Below are 20,121 nucleotides of genomic sequence, written 5' to 3'. Positions count from 1 at the left end.
GGCTCTAGAAAGGAGGTGTTCCAGCCGCACCTTCCGGTACGGCTACCTTGTTACGACTTAGCCCTAGTTACCAGTTTTACCCTAGGCAGCTCCTTGCGGTCACCGACTTCAGGCACCCCCAGCTTCCATGGCTTGACGGGCGGTGTGTACAAGGCCCGGGAACGTATTCACCGGATCATGGCTGATATCCGATTACTAGCGATTCCAGCTTCACGGAGTCGAGTTGCAGACTCCGATCCGAACTGTGACCGGTTTTATAGATTCGCTCCTGGTCGCCCAGTGGCTGCTCTCTGTACCGGCCATTGTAGCACGTGTGTAGCCCAAGGCGTAAGGGCCGTGATGATTTGACGTCATCCCCACCTTCCTCACAGTTTGCACTGGCAGTCTCGTTAGAGTTCCCGACATGACTCGATGGCAACTAACAACAGGGGTTGCGCTCGTTATAGGACTTAACCTGACACCTCACGGCACGAGCTGACGACAACCATGCAGCACCTTGTAAATTGTCTTGCGAAAAAACTGTTTCCAGTCCGGTCAATCTACATTTAAGCCTTGGTAAGGTTCCTCGCGTATCATCGAATTAAACCACATGCTCCACCGCTTGTGCGGGCCCCCGTCAATTCCTTTGAGTTTCATTCTTGCGAACGTACTCCCCAGGTGGGATACTTATCACTTTCGCTTAGCCACTGAGATCGCTCCCAACAGCTAGTATCCATCGTTTACGGCGTGGACTACCAGGGTATCTAATCCTGTTCGCTACCCACGCTTTCGTCCATCAGCGTCAATCAATTAGTAGTAACCTGCCTTCGCAATTGGTATTCCATGTAATCTCTAAGCATTTCACCGCTACACTACATATTCTAGTTACTTCCTAATAATTCAAGTCTAGCAGTATCAATGGCCGTTCCACCGTTGAGCGATGGGCTTTCACCACTGACTTACTAAACCGCCTACGGACCCTTTAAACCCAATGATTCCGGATAACGCTTGGATCCTCCGTATTACCGCGGCTGCTGGCACGGAGTTAGCCGATCCTTATTCTCACAGTACCGTCAAGACGCTACACGTAGCGTTGTTTCTTCCTGTGCAAAAGCAGTTTACAATCCATAGGACCGTCATCCTGCACGCGGCATGGCTGGATCAGGCTTGCGCCCATTGTCCAATATTCCTCACTGCTGCCTCCCGTAGGAGTCTGGTCCGTGTCTCAGTACCAGTGTGGGGGATCTCCCTCTCAGGACCCCTACCCATCGTTGCCTTGGTAAGCCGTTACCTTACCAACTAGCTAATGGGACGCATGCTCATCTTTTACCGTTGTGACTTTAATAGTAGAATCATGCGATTCAGCTATACTATGAGGTATTAATCCAAATTTCTCTGGGCTATCCCTCTGTAAAAGGTAGATTCCATACGCGTTACGCACCCGTGCGCCGGTCTCTAGTATTGCTACTATACCCCTCGACTTGCATGTGTTAAGCCTGCCGCTAGCGTTCATCCTGAGCCAGGATCAAACTCTTCATCGTATATTATATAAGACTTACGTCTCTTTGTTTATGCGACTCAAATTCTAGTGGTTTTTTAAATCTTCCGATTCTCTTACTCTCTTTATTTTTGTTTTAAGATCTCTCTTAAAACGGCTGTCAATTCAATATGTCTAGGAACGTATTCTTCTATTTTTTTTCGCTTTTCGTTGTTTCTACAAGCGGGTGCAAAAGTAGTTATTATTTTTTAACTGGCAAGAATTTTTTGAAGTTTTTTTTGGAAAAATTTTATCCCCGTTTCACTCCTCTTATCCTCCCAATCTATCAATTAACTTCTACGCTTTTGCGGGGTGCAAAGGTAAATAACTCTTTTAAATCTCACAAGCTTTTTTGAAATTAATTCGGAAAAAATTTCCTAACCCTTCTCTTTCGCTTATCAGTATTTATATGAACCCTTATCGCTGTTGCGGGTGCAAAAGTAGCAAGTCTTTTCCGTTAATCAATGCCTTTTTTAAAGTATTTTTTACCTTTCTTTTAATAACCTCTAAACCCGAGCGTTGCAAACAACACCTTAATGCCAATTCTAGCAATTTTTACCCTTTTCCTGATTTTGAACATATATTCCTTGTGTTTTCTTGGCTTTTCTTGGTGAAAACTACGCGTGAGGGGGCGAAGCTAGCTACCGAAGTAGCGCGTAGCACCCGACACCGGGAGCGGTTGGGGCAACTAACTCCAATCCTAAATAGCCCCGACCGCTCACGGGGGCACGCCATAAAGAATAACTTAATTGGGTTGAAAATCCTTTTATTATGGGTTTACAAGCGCAATGGTGGGGAAATAGGTTACTTTTGAAGTAAACTTGATAGATGAAATTCACTTTTTTGCTTTTGATTGTGTTCAATTATAGCCTATTTGCTCAAACATTAGGCAAGCCTGGTACGCAATCAAGAGATTTAGATTCAAAAGTTGCTTTAAAAAAGGATGACGTCTCCCCTACTTTGAGAATAAAACCCGTTTACACGAAGGTTTTGAGCGATTCGCTTGTAGAAACTTCGGGGTTGATTGCTTTTGATCATTTATTATGGACGCATAATGATGATCACGATACTACTATATATGGACTTGATGAGCAAGGTTTGATTAGGCGGAAAATTGCGCTGCCCAAAGTTAGGAATACTGATTGGGAGGAAATCACCCAAGACAGTACCTATATGTACATAGGTGATTTTGGGAACAATTATAAAGGGAATCGGAGAGACTTACATATTTTGAGAATCGAGAAAAACTCATTTTTGGCGAACAAGCCTGTTATTGACACGATTGGGTTTGCGTACGACAACCAAATTGATTTTAATCCTCAAAAAGAAAACACGACTAACTTTGATTGTGAAGCATTTGTAGTTTTACAAGACAGTATTTACTTGTTTACCAAACAATGGAAGCTCCATCAAACGGCAGTTTATACATTGCCAAAAAAACCAGGGAATTATAAAGCTACCAACAAAGAAACCCTTACTATTGATGGATTAGTAACCGGCGCAACAGTGTTACCCTCAAACAAAGGGATTGTACTTTGCGGGTATTCTAGCCTATTGCAGCCTTTTGTTTTTGTTTTACACCATTACAAGGCGATGGAGTTTTCGACTGGAAAGTTGCAAAAAATAACACTTTCACTACCTTTTCATCAAGTGGAAGGTATTGCCAGTTTTGATGGATTGCATTTTTACTGCACCAATGAAAGGTTTGAAAAAAAACCATTCCTTACAGTGAAACAAGAAATACACCAATTAGATTTGAGTGATTACTTGAAATATTTAGATACAAATTAGGTTGCATAGCAAATAAACAATTTTAAAATTGATATAATAGCTTACTTTTGCAAAAAAAATAGCCTTGTGAATTACTTATCTGTAGAAAATATCTCAAAATCATTTGGGGAACGCACTCTTTTTAAAGAAATCTCTTTTGGAATCAACAAAGACCAAAAAATTGCCTTTATAGCCAAAAATGGTTCTGGAAAAACAACCATTATGAGCATTATCAATGGTCTAGACGAACCCGATACTGGACAAGTCGTACTCCGAAAAGGAATTAAAATGGCATTCCTCTCGCAAAATAATAATTTACAAGACGAGTTAACGATTGAAGAAAGCATTTTTGCCTCCGATAACGAAACCTTAAAAGTAATTGAAGCCTATGAAAAAGCCCTAGAAAATCCCGAAGATGAAGATGCGTATCAAAAAGCATTTGACGGAATGGATCAGTATAATGCGTGGGATTTTGAAACCCAATACAAGCAAATTTTATTCAAATTAAAGCTTGAGGATTTTAAACTAAAGGTCAAAAATCTTTCGGGTGGACAGAAAAAAAGATTGTCATTGGCTATTATTCTCATTAATCGCCCTGATTTATTAATCCTAGACGAGCCCACGAATCACCTAGATTTAGAGATGATTGAGTGGCTAGAAAGTTATTTTACCAAAGAAAATATTACCTTGTTTATGGTGACGCACGATCGTTTCTTTCTAGAACGAGTGTGCAATGAAATCATCGAATTGGACAACGGAAAATTATACCAATACAAAGGAAATTACTCCTATTATTTAGAGAAAAAAGAAGAGCGCATTGCCTCCGAAAATTCGAGTGTTGATAAAGCACAAAACTTATTTGTGAAAGAACTCGAATGGATGCGCCGCCAACCCAAAGCCAGAACGACCAAATCAAAGTCGCGTCAGGACGATTTTTATGACATCAAGGAAAAAGCACAAAGTCGCCGTCGTGAAAATAAAGTAGAACTTGAAATCAACATGGAACGCATGGGAAGCAAGATTATTGAGCTTCACAAAATTTCCAAAAAATTCAAGGATCATGTTATCATGGATAATTTCAGTTTCGATTTTCAACGAGGCGAACGCATTGGAATCATTGGCAAAAACGGAACTGGAAAATCAACTTTCTTGAACCTTTTGACAGGAACATTGCCTCTAGATTCGGGCAAAGTAGTCATTGGCGAAACCATAAAGGTGGGCTATTATACCCAAAGTGGCATCAACCCCAAGCCGGGACAACGTGTTATTGATGTGATTAAGGAATACGGGGAATTCATCCCGTTGATGAAAGGAAAATTGATTTCGGCTTCCCAATTACTGGAACGTTTTCTTTTTGACGCCAAAAAACAATACGATTTTGTGGATCGATTGAGCGGTGGCGAATTGAAACGCTTGTATTTGTGTACGGTTTTGATTCAGAATCCTAACTTTTTGATTCTTGATGAGCCTACTAATGATTTAGATATTGTAACACTCAATGTACTAGAAAGCTTCCTTTTGGATTATCCGGGATGCTTGCTTGTGGTATCGCATGACCGTTATTTTATGGATAAAATTGTGGATCACTTATTCATTTTTAGAGGCGATGGAGTTGTGGAAGATTTTCCAGGGAATTACTCGGATTTTAGAGCCTATGAAGACAGTGCCGATGTGGCTCAAAAAGAAGAAAACAAAGCCGACAAAAAGGATTGGAAGCAAAACAATCCCGCAGGAAATCTAACCTTCAACGAGCAAAAAGAATTCCAAAAAATAGAGCGCGAAATCAAGGATTTGGAGGTTCAAAAAATAGCTATCGAACAGCTTTTCTCGGACGGAAAAGTAGCCGAAAATGATGTTTTGGCCAAAGCCAAAGAACTCGAAAACATCAATAACAAAATCGAAGATAAAGAAGAACGCTGGTTTGAACTTTCTGCCAAAATAGAAGGATAACAGTAGCTACTGGTTTTAAAAATTATTCCCGTAAAAACCATAATAGGATTAGATTTCTGTTATGGTTTTTAGGTTTATAAAACGGAGTCCCAATACTCCATCAATTTTTTTATATTTGCCCATCAAAAAAAAACAGATTCTTATGAAACACTTATTCGCTTCCTTACTTGTTCTGACACTTTTTATTTCTTGTTCCAAAGACAAAACATCAGACGGAGTTACCATTGATTATGTTGCCAAAAACGACAAAGAAATCATCGATTATATTGCCAAAAATAAATTAACAGCTCAAAAAAGCGATACGGGTTTGTACTATGTTATTAATGAGCCCGGAACAGGCGCACAACCTACCGCCACGTCAAATGTGACAGTTGCATATAAAGGTTATTTTACGAACGGAAGTGTTTTTGACCAAAGTAGTGCTGCTGGAATTGCATTTGGATTAAACCAAGTTATAAAAGGATGGACCGAGGGAATTCAGCATTTTAAAACTGGTGGTAGCGGAATCCTTTTGGTACCTGCCCATTTGGGATATGGGAATTATGATTACAATACAATTCCAGGAGGTTCGGTGTTGATTTTTGAAGTGAAATTGATTTCGATAAATTAAATCTTTAATTGATCGCTTTATCTAAAAAAAAGCAACTAAAAACCACAACAAATCTAATTTGGTTGTGGTTTTTAGTTTAAAAAAAGAACGCATTACCAAGCAATTGGATTGTAATCCTTAAGAAACTTACCGCACCAATGTTTTCCCGAATTGATTCCATCAAACAAAGGATCCATAACTCTCGCAGCTCCATCAACAATATCTAATGGGGGTTGAAAATCGTGTTCTTCCTGTTTTCTTTTAGCTAATTCTACAGGATCTTCGTCGGTTACCCAACCTGTATCCACAGCGTTCATAAAAATACCGTCCTTTGCCAAAGTTCCAGCGGCAGTATGCGTTAACATATTCAGCGCCGCTTTCGCCATATTGGTATGCGGATGACGATCTTCCTTGAAATCGCGGTAAAATTTCCCTTCCATTGCCGAGACATTGATGATGTGTTTCTTGCCCGTATTGTCTTTTTTCATCACTTCCGAAAGGCGGTTGCACAATACAAAAGGCGCTACTGAATTGACCAATTGCACCTCAATCATTTCCGTAGTTTCTATCTGACCTAATTTCAATCGCCAGCTGTTTACTTTTCTCAAATCGACTTGTTGCAAATCAGCATCGAGTTCCCCTTCTGGAAAAACTTCTTGTGCGACCAAGGCATTATCAAACGAGTACGGAATTTGAGATAATTTGGCGGAAGCCCGCAAACCAATCCCAGGTTCAGGACCGTGCCAAGTGACGGGCATATTTTCGTTGGATGAAAAACCGGTCGTTAATACTTTCAACTCCTCCAAACAATTGGTATGATCCAATAATAATTCCTGCGCTTGTTTGGGTAAAGAACCAATTGGTAGTTCTTCATTTTCCATCAAATGGGTATAAAAACCCGCAGGTCGTCTCACAGTTTGAGCTGCATTATTGATTAGAATATCCAATCGACCGTATTTTTGTTCGATGAAATTGCAGAAAATCTCCACACTTGGAATGTGTCGTAAATCCAATCCGTGAATTTTCAAACGATGTCCCCACTCCATAAAATCACTTTCTTTAGAAAAACGCAAAGCCGAATCCACAGGAAAACGAGTTGTAGCAATAACAGTCGCTCCACCCCTTAATAACATCAAAGTAATATGATACCCAATTTTCAAACGCGAACCGGTAATGACGGCAATTTGTCCATTGACATCGGCCGTTTGAAATCGTTTGGCATAATTAAAATCGCCACAATCGGAACACATCGTATCGTAAAAATGATGCATTCTCGTAAATTCCGTTTTGCATACATAACAGTTACTAGGTGTTTCCAGTTCCAATTGTTCTTTATTGGCAAGATCATTCCATGCTAATAACTTGGGTGCAACGAAAACACTCGCTTCCCGAGCCGAACGAATTCCGGTTTCTTTGCGTGCCGTTCTGTCTTTCTTTTCTTGTTTGCGTTTGGCTACCGCTTTTCCGTCTTTTTTTCGTTTTGCAAATTCGGCCCTATCAGGACGCGAGAATTGTCCCGCAGCTTTGATTAAAGCAATCCGTTGTGCTGCTGGAATCTCAAATATTTGGTCGGTATTGGTATTTAATTGTGCCAAAACAGCAATACATCTATCGATTTCTTGGGAACTTATAGCAGTTTTATTTTCTATTTCTTCGTGTAGCATTGTATAAAATAGGCATTTTTATTAGCAAAAATACCAAGAGTGCAAATATAGTGTTTAAAGTGAATAGTGTGTGTGTTTAATGTTTTTCAATTGCCTCCAGCTTTAGCTGGAGGAATTAAAGATTAAATATGAAATTGGCTTTAACCAAAAATGATATTCTTTTGGCTAAAGCCATTTCAAACAATACTAATTTTATTACACCAGCTAAAGCTGGAGGCAATTGATTATAAAAAAACATTCAATTTATTAAAAAACAACATTCCTCTTTTATCTTTGTATCTTCACTTATTTATTCTAATAATTTCTATGTTATTCCAAATCAAATCCTATCTCCAATTCCTTTGGTATTCCAAAAACGAACACGCCGTGCATTCGCCATTTGTTTTCAATTTGATAACCAAATGTTTTTATGATACCAAATCAAAACCCAACTCGAGCGGAAGCGAACGGGCGAAGCAATATAATTTTTTAAAAGAGTATCGAAATTCTCTTTTAGTAAACAAAAATACGATTGAAGTAACCGATTTTGGTGCAGGTTCCAGAGTTTTTAAATCGAATACTAGGCAAATTAGCAAGATTGCCCAAACTGCAGGAATTAGCCCAAAACGTGCGGAATTATTGTTTATAATTGTCAATTATTTTCAGCCAGAAACTATTTTAGAAATTGGGACTTCGTTAGGATTGGCAACTGTTGCGTTGGCTTTGGGAAATCCAAAAGCTGAAATTACTACGTTAGAAGGTTGTCCAAATACAGCAAATCAATGTCAATTGCAATTACAAAAATTCAATATCAAAAATGTCAATTTGGTTGTAACCGAATTTAATAGTTATTTTAAAAACGATCAACCATCAACGATCAACTACCAACTAATTTATTTTGATGGCAACCATTCCAAAAAAGCCACTTTGGATTATTTTGAACTGTTATTGTCTACGATTTCCAATGATGCTGTTTGGATTTTTGATGATATTCATTGGTCGCCTGAAATGGAAGCCGCATGGGAAATGATTAAAAAACATCCCAAAGTAACCGTAACCATTGACACTTTTCAGTGGGGATTGATTTTCTTTAGACGCGAACAACCCAAGGAACATTTTATCATTCGAGTGTAAAAAAAAATGACAGCCATTGCTGACTGTCATCTCTCCTTGAATTAGTAATTAATTATTGTTTCGCTTTTTCCATTTCAGATGATTTGGCTCCTATTCTATTGATTTTAAACATGGGCGCAAATTTGAATTTTATAGAAGCAATTTTAGCATTATCTTCGGAAGTTAGTCCTTCATTTTCAACAGTATTTTTTCGGCTATCCAATCCTTCGTACATGACCTTTACTTCGTCATAATCTTCTCTCGAAAAATTATGTTTGTTGTCCTTATACGATTGAAAAAAAGCATCATATACTCTCAAAATATTATCTTTATTTACCCAGCTAAAGTTCATGTCATCACCCACTTTACCTTCGCCAAAAAGTGTATTTCTCAATTTTTGTTTTGGTCCAACGGCAGCAACAACAACTACTTTTTTGGCTGCCATTTCGGCTTCTACTTTTGCTTTTAATGCGGCATATTTTGCTCTACTAGCATCAATACGCTCTTGAGCAGCAATTTTATCTTTTAAATTGGCAATGGCAGAGTCAGCAACAACGCTTCGCATTTCATATTCGGCATCAATCGCTTGCCAGTTGCCGTTATTGTCTAATGTGGCCGTATTTCCTAATGAATCTACATACATCACGTAGGTATCGACTGCTTTTTGAGCTTTGATTTCTTTCTCATCCTTACAAGACACAAATCCTAAAGCGACTACCGCTATTCCTAAAAATAATTTTGAACTTTTCATAATTTTCTGGTTTTAAATATTATTAAGTAAATGTAATTCAAGACTATACCTATTAAATTTTAAACCAAAAATTATGAAACTAATCCCATTAATTGTGCAATAAAACAGTCATTTCGTACCGCATTGCCTTTTATACCAATACTGTTTACATATAGTTGTATCTACTCGTTCTTTATTCCAAAACAACAACCCAATTGCTACTAAACCCTATTTTGAAAACATCTCCTTGTAACAAAAATCTATTTTAAACTACTTATGGTTAATTCAAAAGTCTTTTGTACTTTTAAAATCTAAAAAACAACTCATCAAGTACCTGTTCTAATGGCAAACCCACTTATAAAAATTACCAATATCAAACGAGATTTTGTGCTCGGTAACGAAATTGTATATGTTCTAAAAGGCATTGATTTAGAGATAAATAAAGGAGAATACGTAGCCTTAATGGGCCCCTCTGGTTCAGGAAAATCAACATTAATGAATTTATTAGGTTGTTTGGACACGCCAACATCAGGAACTTATATCCTCAATGGAAAAAATGTAAGTCACATGAAAGATGATGAATTGGCCGAAATTAGGAACAAAGAAATTGGATTTGTTTTTCAAACCTTCAACCTTTTGCCTCGAACAACGGCGTTAGATAATGTTGCTTTGCCTATGATTTATGCAGGATTTTCTAAATCCGAACGAAACATTCGTGCCACCGAAGTACTTAAACAAGTCAACCTTGCTGATCGAATGGATCACCAACCCAACCAGCTTTCGGGAGGACAACGCCAGCGAGTTGCTATTGCCAGAGCCTTGGTCAACAAACCCTCGATTATCCTTGCCGATGAGCCCACTGGAAATCTGGACAGCAAAACGTCTCTCGAAATCATGAAACTTTTTGGCGATATCCATGCCCAAGGCAACACCGTAATCCTAGTAACCCACGAAGAAGAAATTGCCGAATATGCCCATAGAATCATCCGTTTGCGTGATGGATTGATAGAAAGCGACATCACAAAATAGTTTAGATTGCAGATTTTAGATTTCAGATTGAATCTAAAATCAAAACTCTAAAATCAGAACTCTAAAATCTAAAAATGAAAGTATATACCAAAACTGGTGATAATGGCACCACAGCACTTTTTGGTGGAACACGTGTGCCAAAAGATCATGCCCGCATAGAAAGTTACGGCACTGTTGATGAACTTAATTCGTATATAGGACTCATTCGGGATCAAGAAATGAATTCCCATTACAAAGAAATACTGATCGAAATTCAAGATCGCTTGTTTACCGTAGGCGCCATATTGGCAACTCCACCCGAAAAAGAAGTACTAAAAAATGGGGAACTTCGGCTTAAAAATCTCGGAATTCTTGAAACCGATATTACCTTATTAGAAACCGAAATCGACAATATGGAAGAATCGCTTCCGCCAATGACTCATTTTGTACTACCAGGCGGTCATCAAACCGTGTCATATTGTCATATAGCACGCTGCGTTTGCCGCCGTGCCGAGCGACTAGCAGTCCATTTAAGTCATAACGAACCCGTTGCCGAGATTACAATCAAGTACTTAAACCGACTTTCTGACTACCTTTTTGTATTGGCACGAAAGTTGTCTTTTGACCTCAAAGCCGAGGAGGTAAAATGGATTCCAAGGAAGTAAGATTTCAGATTGAAGATTAACGATTTTTGATTTCAGATTTATGAAAGATCAAAAATTATATTTAGTAAAATAATCACACAATTTAAACCTGTAAAACATCATTTTTTAAATCAAAAATCGTTAATCCGAAATCAAAAATCAGCAATCAAAAATACGTTCTTAACTTTAACATAAAATAAATCATTTTTTACTTGTCTTTTTCAGTAAAAAATTTATTTTTGCACAAAACTAAATCGACAACAGATGTATTGGACATTAGAATTAGCATCCTATTTAAGTGATGCACCGTGGCCTGCTAACAAAGACGAACTTATCGACTACGCTATTAGAGCAGGAGCTCCATTAGAAGTGGTGGAAAACCTACAATCTATTGAAGATGAAGGCGAGATATACGAATCAATGGAAGAAATTTGGCCTGATTATCCTACCGATGAAGATTATCTTTGGAATGAGGATGAATATTAAAAAATAACCCAAGAAAAAGTCTCAAAAGAGGCTTTTTTTTTGGTTAAATTTACACAGTTATAAAAATAGAAATACAACTATATCATGAGTTTCATAAACAGCATATTAAAAGTCTTTGTAGGTGATAAATCACAAAAAGATGTCAAAGCGTTACAACCCTATTTAAACAAAATAAAAACTTTTGAAAAAACGCTACAAGCCTTGTCGCATGATGAGTTGAGAGCCAGAACCGTTTTTTTTAAAGAAAAAATAAAACAAGCTCGTGCCGAAAAAGATGCCAAAATCGCAGGACTGCAAGCCGAGGTTGAAACCATTGAAGACATTGACAAGCGCGAAGACATTTACATTGCTATTGATGCGCTAGAAAAAGAAGCCTACGAAATCTCCGAAAAAACACTGCTAGAAATTCTTCCCGAAGCCTTTTCGGTAGTCAAAGAAACCGCTAGACGTTTCAAAGAAAATACAACAATATCCGTTACAGCAACAGCCAAGGATAGAGAACTTTCGGCTACAAAAAGTTACATTACACTCGTAAACGATACGGCCAATTGGGCCAATACTTGGAATGCCGCAGGTAAAGAAATTACTTGGGACATGATTCATTATGACGTACAATTAATAGGTGGTATGGTCTTGCACGAAGGTAAAATTGCCGAAATGCAAACTGGTGAAGGAAAAACACTCGTGGCTACTTTGCCGTTGTACTTGAATGCTTTGACTGGAAACGGCGTGCATTTAGTAACTGTAAATGACTATTTGGCTAAACGGGATAGTACCTGGAAAGCACCTTTATTTGAATTTCACGGTTTGACTGTGGATTGTATTGACAACCACCAACCCAACTCCGAAGGGCGCAAAAACGCTTACGATGCTGACATCACTTATGGTACCAATAACGAGTTTGGTTTTGATTATTTGAGAGATAATATGGCGCATTCGCCAGCGGATTTGGTGCAACGCAAACACAATTATGCTATTGTCGATGAAGTCGATTCGGTGTTGATTGATGATGCACGTACACCACTTATTATTTCAGGGCCTGTACCACAAGGAGATCGTCATGAGTTTAATGAGTTGAAACCAAAAATAGAAAATCTGGTTAATTTACAACGCCAATTGGCGAATGGATTTTTATCAGAAGCCAAAAAATTAATTAAAGAAGGAAATACCAAAGAAGGGGGGATTTTATTATTGAGAGCGTATAGAAGTTTGCCTAGAAACAAAGCATTGATTAAGTTTTTGAGTGAAGAAGGCATCAAACAATTGCTTCAAAAAACCGAAAATACCTACATGCAAGACAACAATCGCGAGATGCATAAGATTGACGAGGCCTTGTATTTTGTGATTGAAGAAAAAAACAATCAAGTCGAATTGACTGATAACGGAATCAAATTCCTTTCTGGAGATACCGATGCTGACTTTTTTGTGCTTCCAGACATTGGAACTGAAATTGCCGCTATCGAAAAGAAAAAACTAGACAAAGACACCGAAGCCGAAGAGAAAGAGCGTTTGTTTCAAGATTTTGGAATCAAAAGCGAGCGTATTCATACTTTAACGCAACTGTTGAAAGCCTATTCTCTTTTTGAAAAAGATGTAGAATACGTAATCATGGACAACAAAATCATGATTGTCGATGAGCAAACGGGGCGTATCATGGATGGTCGCCGTTATTCGGATGGATTGCATCAAGCTATTGAAGCCAAAGAAAACGTAAAAATCGAAGCCGCCACACAAACATTTGCTACGGTAACCTTGCAAAATTATTTCAGAATGTACAGCAAATTGGGCGGTATGACTGGAACTGCCGTTACCGAAGCCGGTGAGTTATGGCAAATATACAAACTAGACGTAGTCGAAATTCCAACCAACAGAGGAATGGCGCGTATTGACAAAGAGGATTTTATTTATAAAACTACTCGTGAAAAATTCAATGCCGTAATCGAAGATGTAACCGAATTGTCTAAAGCTGGAAGGCCGGTACTTATTGGAACAACATCCGTAGAAATTTCGGAATTATTAAGCCGAATGCTCAAAATGCGTGGTGTAGCGCACAATGTTTTGAATGCCAAAATGCACAAACAAGAAGCTCAAATCGTAGAAGAAGCAGGAAAATCAGGAGTTGTTACTATCGCTACCAATATGGCGGGTCGTGGTACCGATATCAAGTTATCGCCAGAGGTCAAAGCCGCTGGAGGACTTGCCATTGTAGGAACAGAGCGTCATGATTCGCGCCGTGTGGATAGACAGTTGCGTGGTCGTGCAGGTCGTCAAGGAGATCCAGGAAGTTCCCAATTCTATGTTTCACTTGAAGACAATTTGATGCGTTTGTTTGGCTCCGAGCGAGTGGCCAAAGTAATGGACAGAATGGGATTACAGGAAGGCGAAGTGATTCAGCATTCTATGATGACCAAGTCTATTGAGCGCGCACAGAAAAAAGTAGAGGAAAACAATTTTGGTGTTCGTAAACGTTTATTAGAGTATGATGACGTGATGAATGCCCAACGGGAAGTGGTGTACAAACGCCGCCGTCACGCGTTGTTTGGCGAACGTTTGAAATTAGACATTGCCAACATGCTTTATGACACTTGCGAATTGATTGTAGATCAAAATAAAGTGACCAACGATTTCAAGAATTTCGAATTTGATTTGATTCGGTATTTCTCGATCATATCGCCTGTTACCGAAAGTGAGTTTAGCAAACTGACCGAAATGGAATTAACTGGTAAAATTTACAAAGCCACATTAGAATTTTATACCCAAAAAACCGAGAGAAGCGCTAGAGAAGCTTTTCCTATCATCAAAAACGTTTACGAAGACAAAGGCAACCAATTCGAACGTATTGTTGTTCCGTTTACCGATGGGATAAAATCATTGAGTGTGGTTACGGATTTAAAGAAAGCCTACGAAACCGAAGGGGCACAACTAGTAGCCGATTTCGAGAAAAATATCACTTTGTCTATTGTGGATGAAGCTTGGAAAAAGCATTTACGCAAAATGGACGAGTTGAAACAATCTGTTCAACTAGCAGTTCATGAGCAAAAAGATCCGTTGCTCATTTATAAATTAGAGGCCTTTAACCTGTTCCGTTCTATGCTGGACAATGTCAATAAAGAAGTGATTTCGTTCTTGTTCAAAGGCGATTTACCTGCTCAAGAAAACCAACACATTCAAGAAGCAAAAGAAGTTCGTTATGACGAGGAGTATCAGTTAAACAAAGACGAAATTCCTAATAGCCAAAGTGCGAACAGGGAAGCTGGCGAAACCCAACAACGCCAAGTAACCGAAACTATCGTGAGAGACATGCCAAAAATTAACCGCAACGACACGGTTACTATAAAGCAAGTAGCTACAGGAAAAACGGAAAGCATGAAATTTAAAAAAGCCGAAAGTTTATTAGCAACAGGACAATGGGTGCTGGTAAATGACTAATTTTTGAATTGTAATACTACTTAAAATATCCTCAATTGTGAAAACAGTTGGGGAATTTTTTTAGGAACTTAAGTAAGTAAGTCGAAAGTTTTAATGCCGTAAAGTCACAAGAAGCAATAGTGTCAATAATAGTTCAAAATCAATCTATTACTCCATTTTGTCTAATTTTTAAAACACGTCATCTTATGATGATTGTTACTGATATCCGTTGGTGGCTTGTAGTAGCGTTATGGCTTTATAGGTATACCTTACAATAAATGCTAAAACCATTAAGCAATTTCACTTTCTTTTTTTAAGGATTGGTTTTCTTGCTCTAGTCTTGCAACATATTTTTGCATGTTTTCTAGAATGACATTGTGGGATTGATTGCTTTCCTGCTCATAAATAGACTCTTTGTCTACGCCTAATGCTTTGGCAATCTTTGTCCACTCGTGGTCCATAATGGAGACAAGTCCTTTCTCTCGCCTACAGTAACTGGATTGCCCCATACCTATTAAATCAGCTACTTTTTCTTGCGAAAATCCTTTTTGAGTTCGTACGGAAATTAATTTTGATTTAATCATTTGTTTTTTTTTCTTACAATAGTAGTACATCTCAACAACATTTACAATACCGGAAATTAGTGATTTTTCATTTATTTTTACTTTTATATTTATGCGCTTAATTCGCATAAAAACGCATAAGGATTATGGGGATTCTTAACTAGTTTTGACTTAAATATTCTTACGTTCGTTTTATAAAAAAAACCAAGTGCACGTGGTGGATTGAATTTATGATTGTTTCGAAATTTTAATGAAGTGAAAAAAATATTTATTAATCATCTAAAAAAACATAAAAGATGAAAAAAATCAGTTTAAAAGATGTTAAAAACGGTCTTAAAAGAGATGAGATGAGAATGATTTCTGGAGGTTGTGGTACTAAATGTGGCGCATGTTCTAGTGCATATGATTGTGATTCTAGTTGTAATATTTGCAGTGGTGGTAAAAGTGGTCAAGGCAATTCATGTGGATCTTAGTGCTTATTATTCAATAAATTAGGCTTAAAAACAAGAAATCTTATTGAATTAAGATTTCTTGTTTTTTTATTAAAATTTTAAAATTAATATACATGAAATTAAAACTTTCAATTCTCTTTTTTGTTTTTTCAATTATTGCAGTAGCACAGCACAACTTTGTGTTAAATGGTGTCTGCTCCAAAAACGCTAACTCAAAAAATATTTATTTGACATATAAGGTCAATGGCAAAAGCATTACCAAATCTACACAGATTTATAACAATAAATTTGTATTTAAAGGAGAAATTGATTTCCCTACTAAAGCAATTATTTGTACTGACCCTAAATTTTATATGACAAAAGTAAATTCAAAGATATTTTATTTAGAGCCAGGCACAATGGATATAAAACTCGATTTTGATGATTTGAATTCTATAGTGATAAATGGTTCTAAGGCGAACGATGAATTTTACGCATTACAAAATACAACGGAAACGGAAAAAATTCACAAAAAAATGGATTCTATCCGAGAATCTAGTAGATTTTATTCCGTTAAAATAAGCGAAACAAGTGATAATTCTTTAAAAATTCAATTTCAAAAGAGCTTAGATTCCATTAATCAACTGTGGGATCAATTGGCGGATCAAAATAGAAAAAAAAGCATGCAATTGAATCTTGAATTCATAAAAAAAAATTCAACTTCATTTATAGCACCTGACTTATTATATCAAATATTAAGAGAAGAAGATGAACAAATGCCATATGATACAATTAAAAATTTATACAATAAGTTAGCCCCTGAAGTAAAAAAATCTTATAACGGAAAGCAATTAGCTGAAAGACTGTTTGATTTTAAAAACAGTAGAATAGGCAGTTTAGCCCCAGATTTTGCTTTAAAAGACATAAATCGTAACACAGTTAGATTAAGTTCATTCTATAAAAATCAATATGTTTTAATTGATTTTTGGGCCAGTTGGTGCGGTCCTTGTAGAGAGGATTTTCCGTTTCTGAAAGAAATATATACAAAATACAAAAATAAGGGATTGGAATTTATTAGTATATCCAAAGACGAAAATCTTCAATCTTGGAAAAAAGCCATAGAGAAAGAAAAAATTGAAATCTGGAAACAAATATCAATAAAAGAAAATAAAAACACTATTGAAGACACCTATGTTGTAACCGCAATTCCTGTAAAAATTCTAATTAGTAAGGAAGGAATCATCATCGGTAGATGGACAGGTAGTGGTGAAGAAAACGAGGCAGCAATTAAAAATATGATTGCTGAAATATTTGATAAGTAATTCCCGAGATTTACCTAAAAATCTTAAATAAAAATCACAATTTTATGACCAATAATTTCAACTACCTTTTCCAATATTTGGAAAAGGAAAACATCACTATTGACAAAAAAGAATTTGAGTTTCAAATTCAATCCCACCCAGACTATCCTTCTTTGTTGGCTATTGCAGATACCTTGAGTTTTTTCAATGTAGATAATGGAGCAATGCGTTTAGATAGCTCTGAAATTGAATTTTTGCCCAATCAGTTTATTGCTCTTTTGAGCGAAGAAGATCACAAACCCGAACTCAATTTCGTTGAGAGAAAAGGCAATACTTATTTTTGTACTAATGATAAAAAACCATTAGCAATATCTAAATCAGAATTAGAATCACAATGGAAAGGCATTGTGCTACTGGTAGAAAAACAAGAAACGGAAGAAGTCTTAAAGCCCCAAAAAAGCTATTGGTCTTTAGCTTTGCAAATTTTCGCTTTAGTATTGTTTGTGTTGGTGCTTTCTCAATTTGAGGCCGCTTTAACAACTAACTTCTTTTTTGTTTTTCCCATCATTGGTGTTTTGTTTTCTATAGCAGCTCTCAAAGATTTGTTTGGTACAAAAAGTGAATTACTCAACAGTTTTTGCAATATGACAACTTCCACCAGTTGTACTACTGTGGTAGGATCCAACAAATGGAAAATTTTCGAAATCGTCAATTTCAGCGATTTGAGTATGGTGTTTTTTGCTTCTCAATTCTTGGGTCTATTAATCTTCTTGCTTTCTGGCAACACAGCCACTTATTTTGCCATACAGCAAATCTTGCTTTTATCAGCTATTCCTGTTTTGTTTTTATCCATCTATTATCAAAAGTTTGTGGAGAAAAAATGGTGTCCTATCTGCTTGGTCATCATTAGTATTATTCTGTTGGAACTGGGTTATTTATTTGTTTTTCAGAACACAACTTTTACCTTATCGTTAAAGGAATTAATCGTTTTTGGGTTTGTTTTTCTCTCGGTTATGTTTGCTTGGTCTGCTTTGAAAAAATTACTTACCAGCCAAAAAGAACTAAAAGAATACCAACTAAAATCACTTCGTTTTGAACGAAATTACACGATATTCAAAAATTCATTATTGGCAAAAGACAAAGCTCAATTGCCACAAAGCCCAATTATTCTTGGCAACAAGGAGAGCAATACTATAATCACGATTATTTCTAGTCCTTTTTGTGGTCATTGCAAAGAGGCACACGAAGTAATAGAAAATATTTTAGAAAAATATCACAACAACATCCAAATACAAGTGTTACTAAAAACAAATCTTGAAGCAGAAAATGAAGAAAGAAAAAAACTGTTTAGAAGTTTGATAAAAATATACAAACAAGAGGGAGGAACGGTTTTTATAAAGGCTTTGAAAGACTGGTTTGACAACAAAAATATAACAGAATGGCTTGGTTTGTTTTCTGTAAATACAACACCCGAATTTGATGCAATATTTGATTCTCAACATAAATGGTGTGAGGAAAATGATTACAATTTTACACCAGCCATTTTTATAAACGGGTATGAATATCCACAAATGTACGACCGAAAAAACTTGCCTTTTTATATTAACGAACTTGTTGAAGATAGTTTTTAAATGAAAATAATACAAAGTTTTTGGTCTGGAAACCAAACCGATTTTACCAACAATTACGGTTGGTATAACTACAAATACAACTGGTTGAGCTGGATATTAAGTTGTCATCAATTGGTCAAACATCATAAAGAGGTAGAACTTTATACCGATCGTTTTGGGTATGACATATTAATTACAAAATTACAATTGCCTTACACAAAAGTTCACGTGGTTTTAGACGACTTAAATAGGTATCATAAAGATCTTTGGGCAATGGCAAAAATTAAAACTTTTCAGATGCAAGACGAACCCTTCTTGCACGTTGATGGCGATGTTTTTGTTTGGGAATCTTTAACCGATAAATTTAAAAACGCTAATCTAGTTACTCAAAATTTAGAAATTACAACCGATTATTATGGCAGAATGTGGAATGACATTTCGCCAAATCTAAAATATATGCCTTCAGAAATGGCAAATTATCATAACAAATTGAGCAATTTCGCTTGCAATATGGGAATTATAGGAGGCACTGACATCAATTTTTTTAAAGAATATACAAAAGCAAGTATAGCTTTTGTAGATAATAACATAGATTCTTGGTCAAGTATAAATGGTTTTAATTTTAATATTTTCTTTGAGCAGGTATTGTTCTATGAATTTACCAAAAGCAAAAATAAAAAAGTTGATTTTTTATTAGAAGAAGTCAGTGAAGATAATGATTATAAGGGTTTTGGTGATTTTCAAAAAGTCCCCCATAAAACCTATTTACATTTACTAGGTGTTTTTAAACGAAATGCATCTGTATGCAAAGCAATGGAAGTGTATATTATGAAATACTATTCTGAAAGCTACTCAAAAATCACAACTTTAATTAATGAAGCAGAAGGAAATCATAATGAAATTGAATTTCTTACAACAACTAAAATTTCAGAATTGATTACCAAATTTGGTAATGAAATAAAAACCAATGATTTTATCCCTGAAAATTTTTTATTAAAACGAGATTTATTTACAGAAGGTTTGACAAACAATCTAGAGAATTTGTTGATGAACAAATTAGATTTTACCATTGTATTAATAAAGGGTTTTGATAAAAAAGACGCTATAATTAACGACGCAAAATTCTCTTTTTTGGAAATATACGAACTTAATTCCGCACCAAGAACTTATGAATTGGATGAAATAGACGAAATAATTTTGACTGAATTGTCAAGTCCTATTCAGTATTTTGATTTTATATCTAAAATGAATAATTACTTTGAGGATGAAGACGAAGATTCTAAAACTGATTTCTTAATTTTATTAAATGGTAGATTAATAAATTATGTTGTTTTAAAAATAATAAGTATTTACAGATAA

Annotated in this window: 15 protein-coding genes and 1 rRNA gene; 12 read left to right on the top strand and 4 right to left on the bottom strand. The window is 36.4% G+C overall.

Annotated elements, in window-relative coordinates:
• Window positions 1–8: 8 nt before the first annotated feature.
• Window positions 9–1,520, bottom strand: a 16S ribosomal RNA gene (locus tag FNW21_RS04940).
• 824 nt (window positions 1,521–2,344) lie between these two features.
• On the opposite strand from FNW21_RS04940, the gene FNW21_RS04935 reads away from it, so the two are divergent.
• The 3 genes from FNW21_RS04935 to FNW21_RS04925 all read left to right on the top strand — a co-directional run bounded on the left by FNW21_RS04935 (window position 2,345) and on the right by FNW21_RS04925 (window position 5,846).
• A complete protein-coding gene (locus tag FNW21_RS04935; RefSeq protein ID WP_144255633.1) occupies window positions 2,345–3,307 on the top strand; it encodes a T9SS C-terminal target domain-containing protein in 963 nt (320 codons plus the stop codon).
• Window positions 3,308–3,373: 66 nt separating this feature from the next.
• Window positions 3,374–5,236, top strand: coding sequence for an ABC-F family ATP-binding cassette domain-containing protein (locus FNW21_RS04930; protein WP_144255632.1), 1,863 nt, complete (start codon window positions 3,374–3,376; stop codon window positions 5,234–5,236).
• Between the two features lie 142 nt (window positions 5,237–5,378).
• The gene (locus FNW21_RS04925; protein ID WP_144255631.1) at window positions 5,379–5,846 is read left to right on the top strand and encodes an FKBP-type peptidyl-prolyl cis-trans isomerase; all 468 of its coding nucleotides are present in this window, start codon (window positions 5,379–5,381) and stop codon (window positions 5,844–5,846) included.
• A 92-nt stretch (window positions 5,847–5,938) separates the two neighbouring features.
• Here the strand turns inward: FNW21_RS04925 and FNW21_RS04920 are convergent, their stop codons facing one another.
• Window positions 5,939–7,489 (bottom strand): SDR family NAD(P)-dependent oxidoreductase, encoded by a 1,551-nt coding sequence (locus tag FNW21_RS04920; RefSeq protein WP_144255630.1) that lies wholly within the window; start codon window positions 7,487–7,489, stop codon window positions 5,939–5,941.
• A 306-nt stretch (window positions 7,490–7,795) separates the two neighbouring features.
• Between FNW21_RS04920 and FNW21_RS04915 the strand changes: the two genes are divergently transcribed.
• Entirely contained in the window at window positions 7,796–8,602 is an 807-nt protein-coding gene (locus FNW21_RS04915; protein WP_144255629.1) for an O-methyltransferase, read from the top strand.
• Between the two features lie 52 nt (window positions 8,603–8,654).
• Here the strand turns inward: FNW21_RS04915 and FNW21_RS04910 are convergent, their stop codons facing one another.
• On the bottom strand, window positions 8,655–9,332 hold the full coding sequence (locus tag FNW21_RS04910; RefSeq protein ID WP_144255628.1) for a hypothetical protein: 678 nt from the start codon (window positions 9,330–9,332) through the stop codon (window positions 8,655–8,657).
• Between the two features lie 321 nt (window positions 9,333–9,653).
• On the opposite strand from FNW21_RS04910, the gene FNW21_RS04905 reads away from it, so the two are divergent.
• From FNW21_RS04905 to secA, 4 genes are all read left to right on the top strand, one after another.
• Window positions 9,654–10,340, top strand: a complete 687-nt coding sequence (locus tag FNW21_RS04905; RefSeq protein WP_144255627.1) for an ABC transporter ATP-binding protein — start codon at window positions 9,654–9,656, stop codon at window positions 10,338–10,340.
• Between the two features lie 74 nt (window positions 10,341–10,414).
• Window positions 10,415–10,984: a cob(I)yrinic acid a,c-diamide adenosyltransferase gene (locus FNW21_RS04900; RefSeq protein ID WP_144255626.1), complete on the top strand. Its 570-nt coding sequence runs from the start codon at window positions 10,415–10,417 to the stop codon at window positions 10,982–10,984.
• A 243-nt stretch (window positions 10,985–11,227) separates the two neighbouring features.
• On the top strand, window positions 11,228–11,449 hold the full coding sequence (locus tag FNW21_RS04895; RefSeq protein ID WP_007138072.1) for a DUF2795 domain-containing protein: 222 nt from the start codon (window positions 11,228–11,230) through the stop codon (window positions 11,447–11,449).
• Between the two features lie 84 nt (window positions 11,450–11,533).
• Window positions 11,534–14,878: a preprotein translocase subunit SecA gene (secA, locus tag FNW21_RS04890; protein WP_144255625.1), complete on the top strand. Its 3,345-nt coding sequence runs from the start codon at window positions 11,534–11,536 to the stop codon at window positions 14,876–14,878.
• A 269-nt stretch (window positions 14,879–15,147) separates the two neighbouring features.
• On the opposite strand, the gene FNW21_RS04885 is transcribed toward secA, so the two are convergent.
• Window positions 15,148–15,441 carry a helix-turn-helix transcriptional regulator gene (locus tag FNW21_RS04885; protein ID WP_185963882.1) on the bottom strand — a complete coding sequence of 98 codons (294 nt, stop codon included), beginning with the start codon at window positions 15,439–15,441 and terminating at the stop codon, window positions 15,148–15,150.
• Window positions 15,442–15,716: 275 nt separating this feature from the next.
• On the opposite strand from FNW21_RS04885, the gene FNW21_RS16275 reads away from it, so the two are divergent.
• The 4 genes from FNW21_RS16275 (at window position 15,717) to FNW21_RS04870 (ending at window position 20,121) form a co-directional block, all read left to right on the top strand.
• Window positions 15,717–15,893, top strand: coding sequence for a hypothetical protein (locus tag FNW21_RS16275; RefSeq protein WP_185963881.1), 177 nt, complete (start codon window positions 15,717–15,719; stop codon window positions 15,891–15,893).
• 92 nt (window positions 15,894–15,985) lie between these two features.
• Window positions 15,986–17,173 carry a TlpA disulfide reductase family protein gene (locus FNW21_RS04880; RefSeq protein ID WP_144255623.1) on the top strand — a complete coding sequence of 396 codons (1,188 nt, stop codon included), beginning with the start codon at window positions 15,986–15,988 and terminating at the stop codon, window positions 17,171–17,173.
• A gap of 44 nt (window positions 17,174–17,217) precedes the next feature.
• On the top strand, window positions 17,218–18,783 hold the full coding sequence (locus FNW21_RS04875; protein ID WP_144255622.1) for a vitamin K epoxide reductase family protein: 1,566 nt from the start codon (window positions 17,218–17,220) through the stop codon (window positions 18,781–18,783).
• Complete coding sequence (locus tag FNW21_RS04870; RefSeq protein ID WP_144255621.1) at window positions 18,784–20,121, top strand: DUF6734 family protein; 1,338 nt, start codon at window positions 18,784–18,786, stop codon at window positions 20,119–20,121.

It is taken from the genome of Flavobacterium restrictum, from assembly GCF_007097245.1.
GTDB classification, from domain to species: domain Bacteria; phylum Bacteroidota; class Bacteroidia; order Flavobacteriales; family Flavobacteriaceae; genus Flavobacterium; species Flavobacterium restrictum.
The sequence above is the reverse complement of the archived record's forward strand: the minus strand, read 5'-3'. Positions and strand labels throughout refer to the sequence as shown.

Coding starts and splice junctions, on each gene's coding strand:
- secA (WP_144255625.1), top strand. CDS start 11,534: ATGAGTTTCATAAACAGCATATTAAAAGTCTTTGTAGGTGATAAATCA.
- FNW21_RS04880 (WP_144255623.1), top strand. CDS start 15,986: ATGAAATTAAAACTTTCAATTCTCTTTTTTGTTTTTTCAATTATTGCA.
- FNW21_RS04895 (WP_007138072.1), top strand. CDS start 11,228: ATGTATTGGACATTAGAATTAGCATCCTATTTAAGTGATGCACCGTGG.
- FNW21_RS04885 (WP_185963882.1), bottom strand. CDS start 15,441: ATGATTAAATCAAAATTAATTTCCGTACGAACTCAAAAAGGATTTTCG.
- FNW21_RS04875 (WP_144255622.1), top strand. CDS start 17,218: ATGACCAATAATTTCAACTACCTTTTCCAATATTTGGAAAAGGAAAAC.
- FNW21_RS04910 (WP_144255628.1), bottom strand. CDS start 9,332: ATGAAAAGTTCAAAATTATTTTTAGGAATAGCGGTAGTCGCTTTAGGA.
- FNW21_RS16275 (WP_185963881.1), top strand. CDS start 15,717: ATGAAAAAAATCAGTTTAAAAGATGTTAAAAACGGTCTTAAAAGAGAT.
- FNW21_RS04905 (WP_144255627.1), top strand. CDS start 9,654: ATGGCAAACCCACTTATAAAAATTACCAATATCAAACGAGATTTTGTG.
- FNW21_RS04900 (WP_144255626.1), top strand. CDS start 10,415: ATGAAAGTATATACCAAAACTGGTGATAATGGCACCACAGCACTTTTT.
- FNW21_RS04915 (WP_144255629.1), top strand. CDS start 7,796: ATGTTATTCCAAATCAAATCCTATCTCCAATTCCTTTGGTATTCCAAA.
- FNW21_RS04935 (WP_144255633.1), top strand. CDS start 2,345: ATGAAATTCACTTTTTTGCTTTTGATTGTGTTCAATTATAGCCTATTT.
- FNW21_RS04870 (WP_144255621.1), top strand. CDS start 18,784: ATGAAAATAATACAAAGTTTTTGGTCTGGAAACCAAACCGATTTTACC.
- FNW21_RS04920 (WP_144255630.1), bottom strand. CDS start 7,489: ATGCTACACGAAGAAATAGAAAATAAAACTGCTATAAGTTCCCAAGAA.
- FNW21_RS04925 (WP_144255631.1), top strand. CDS start 5,379: ATGAAACACTTATTCGCTTCCTTACTTGTTCTGACACTTTTTATTTCT.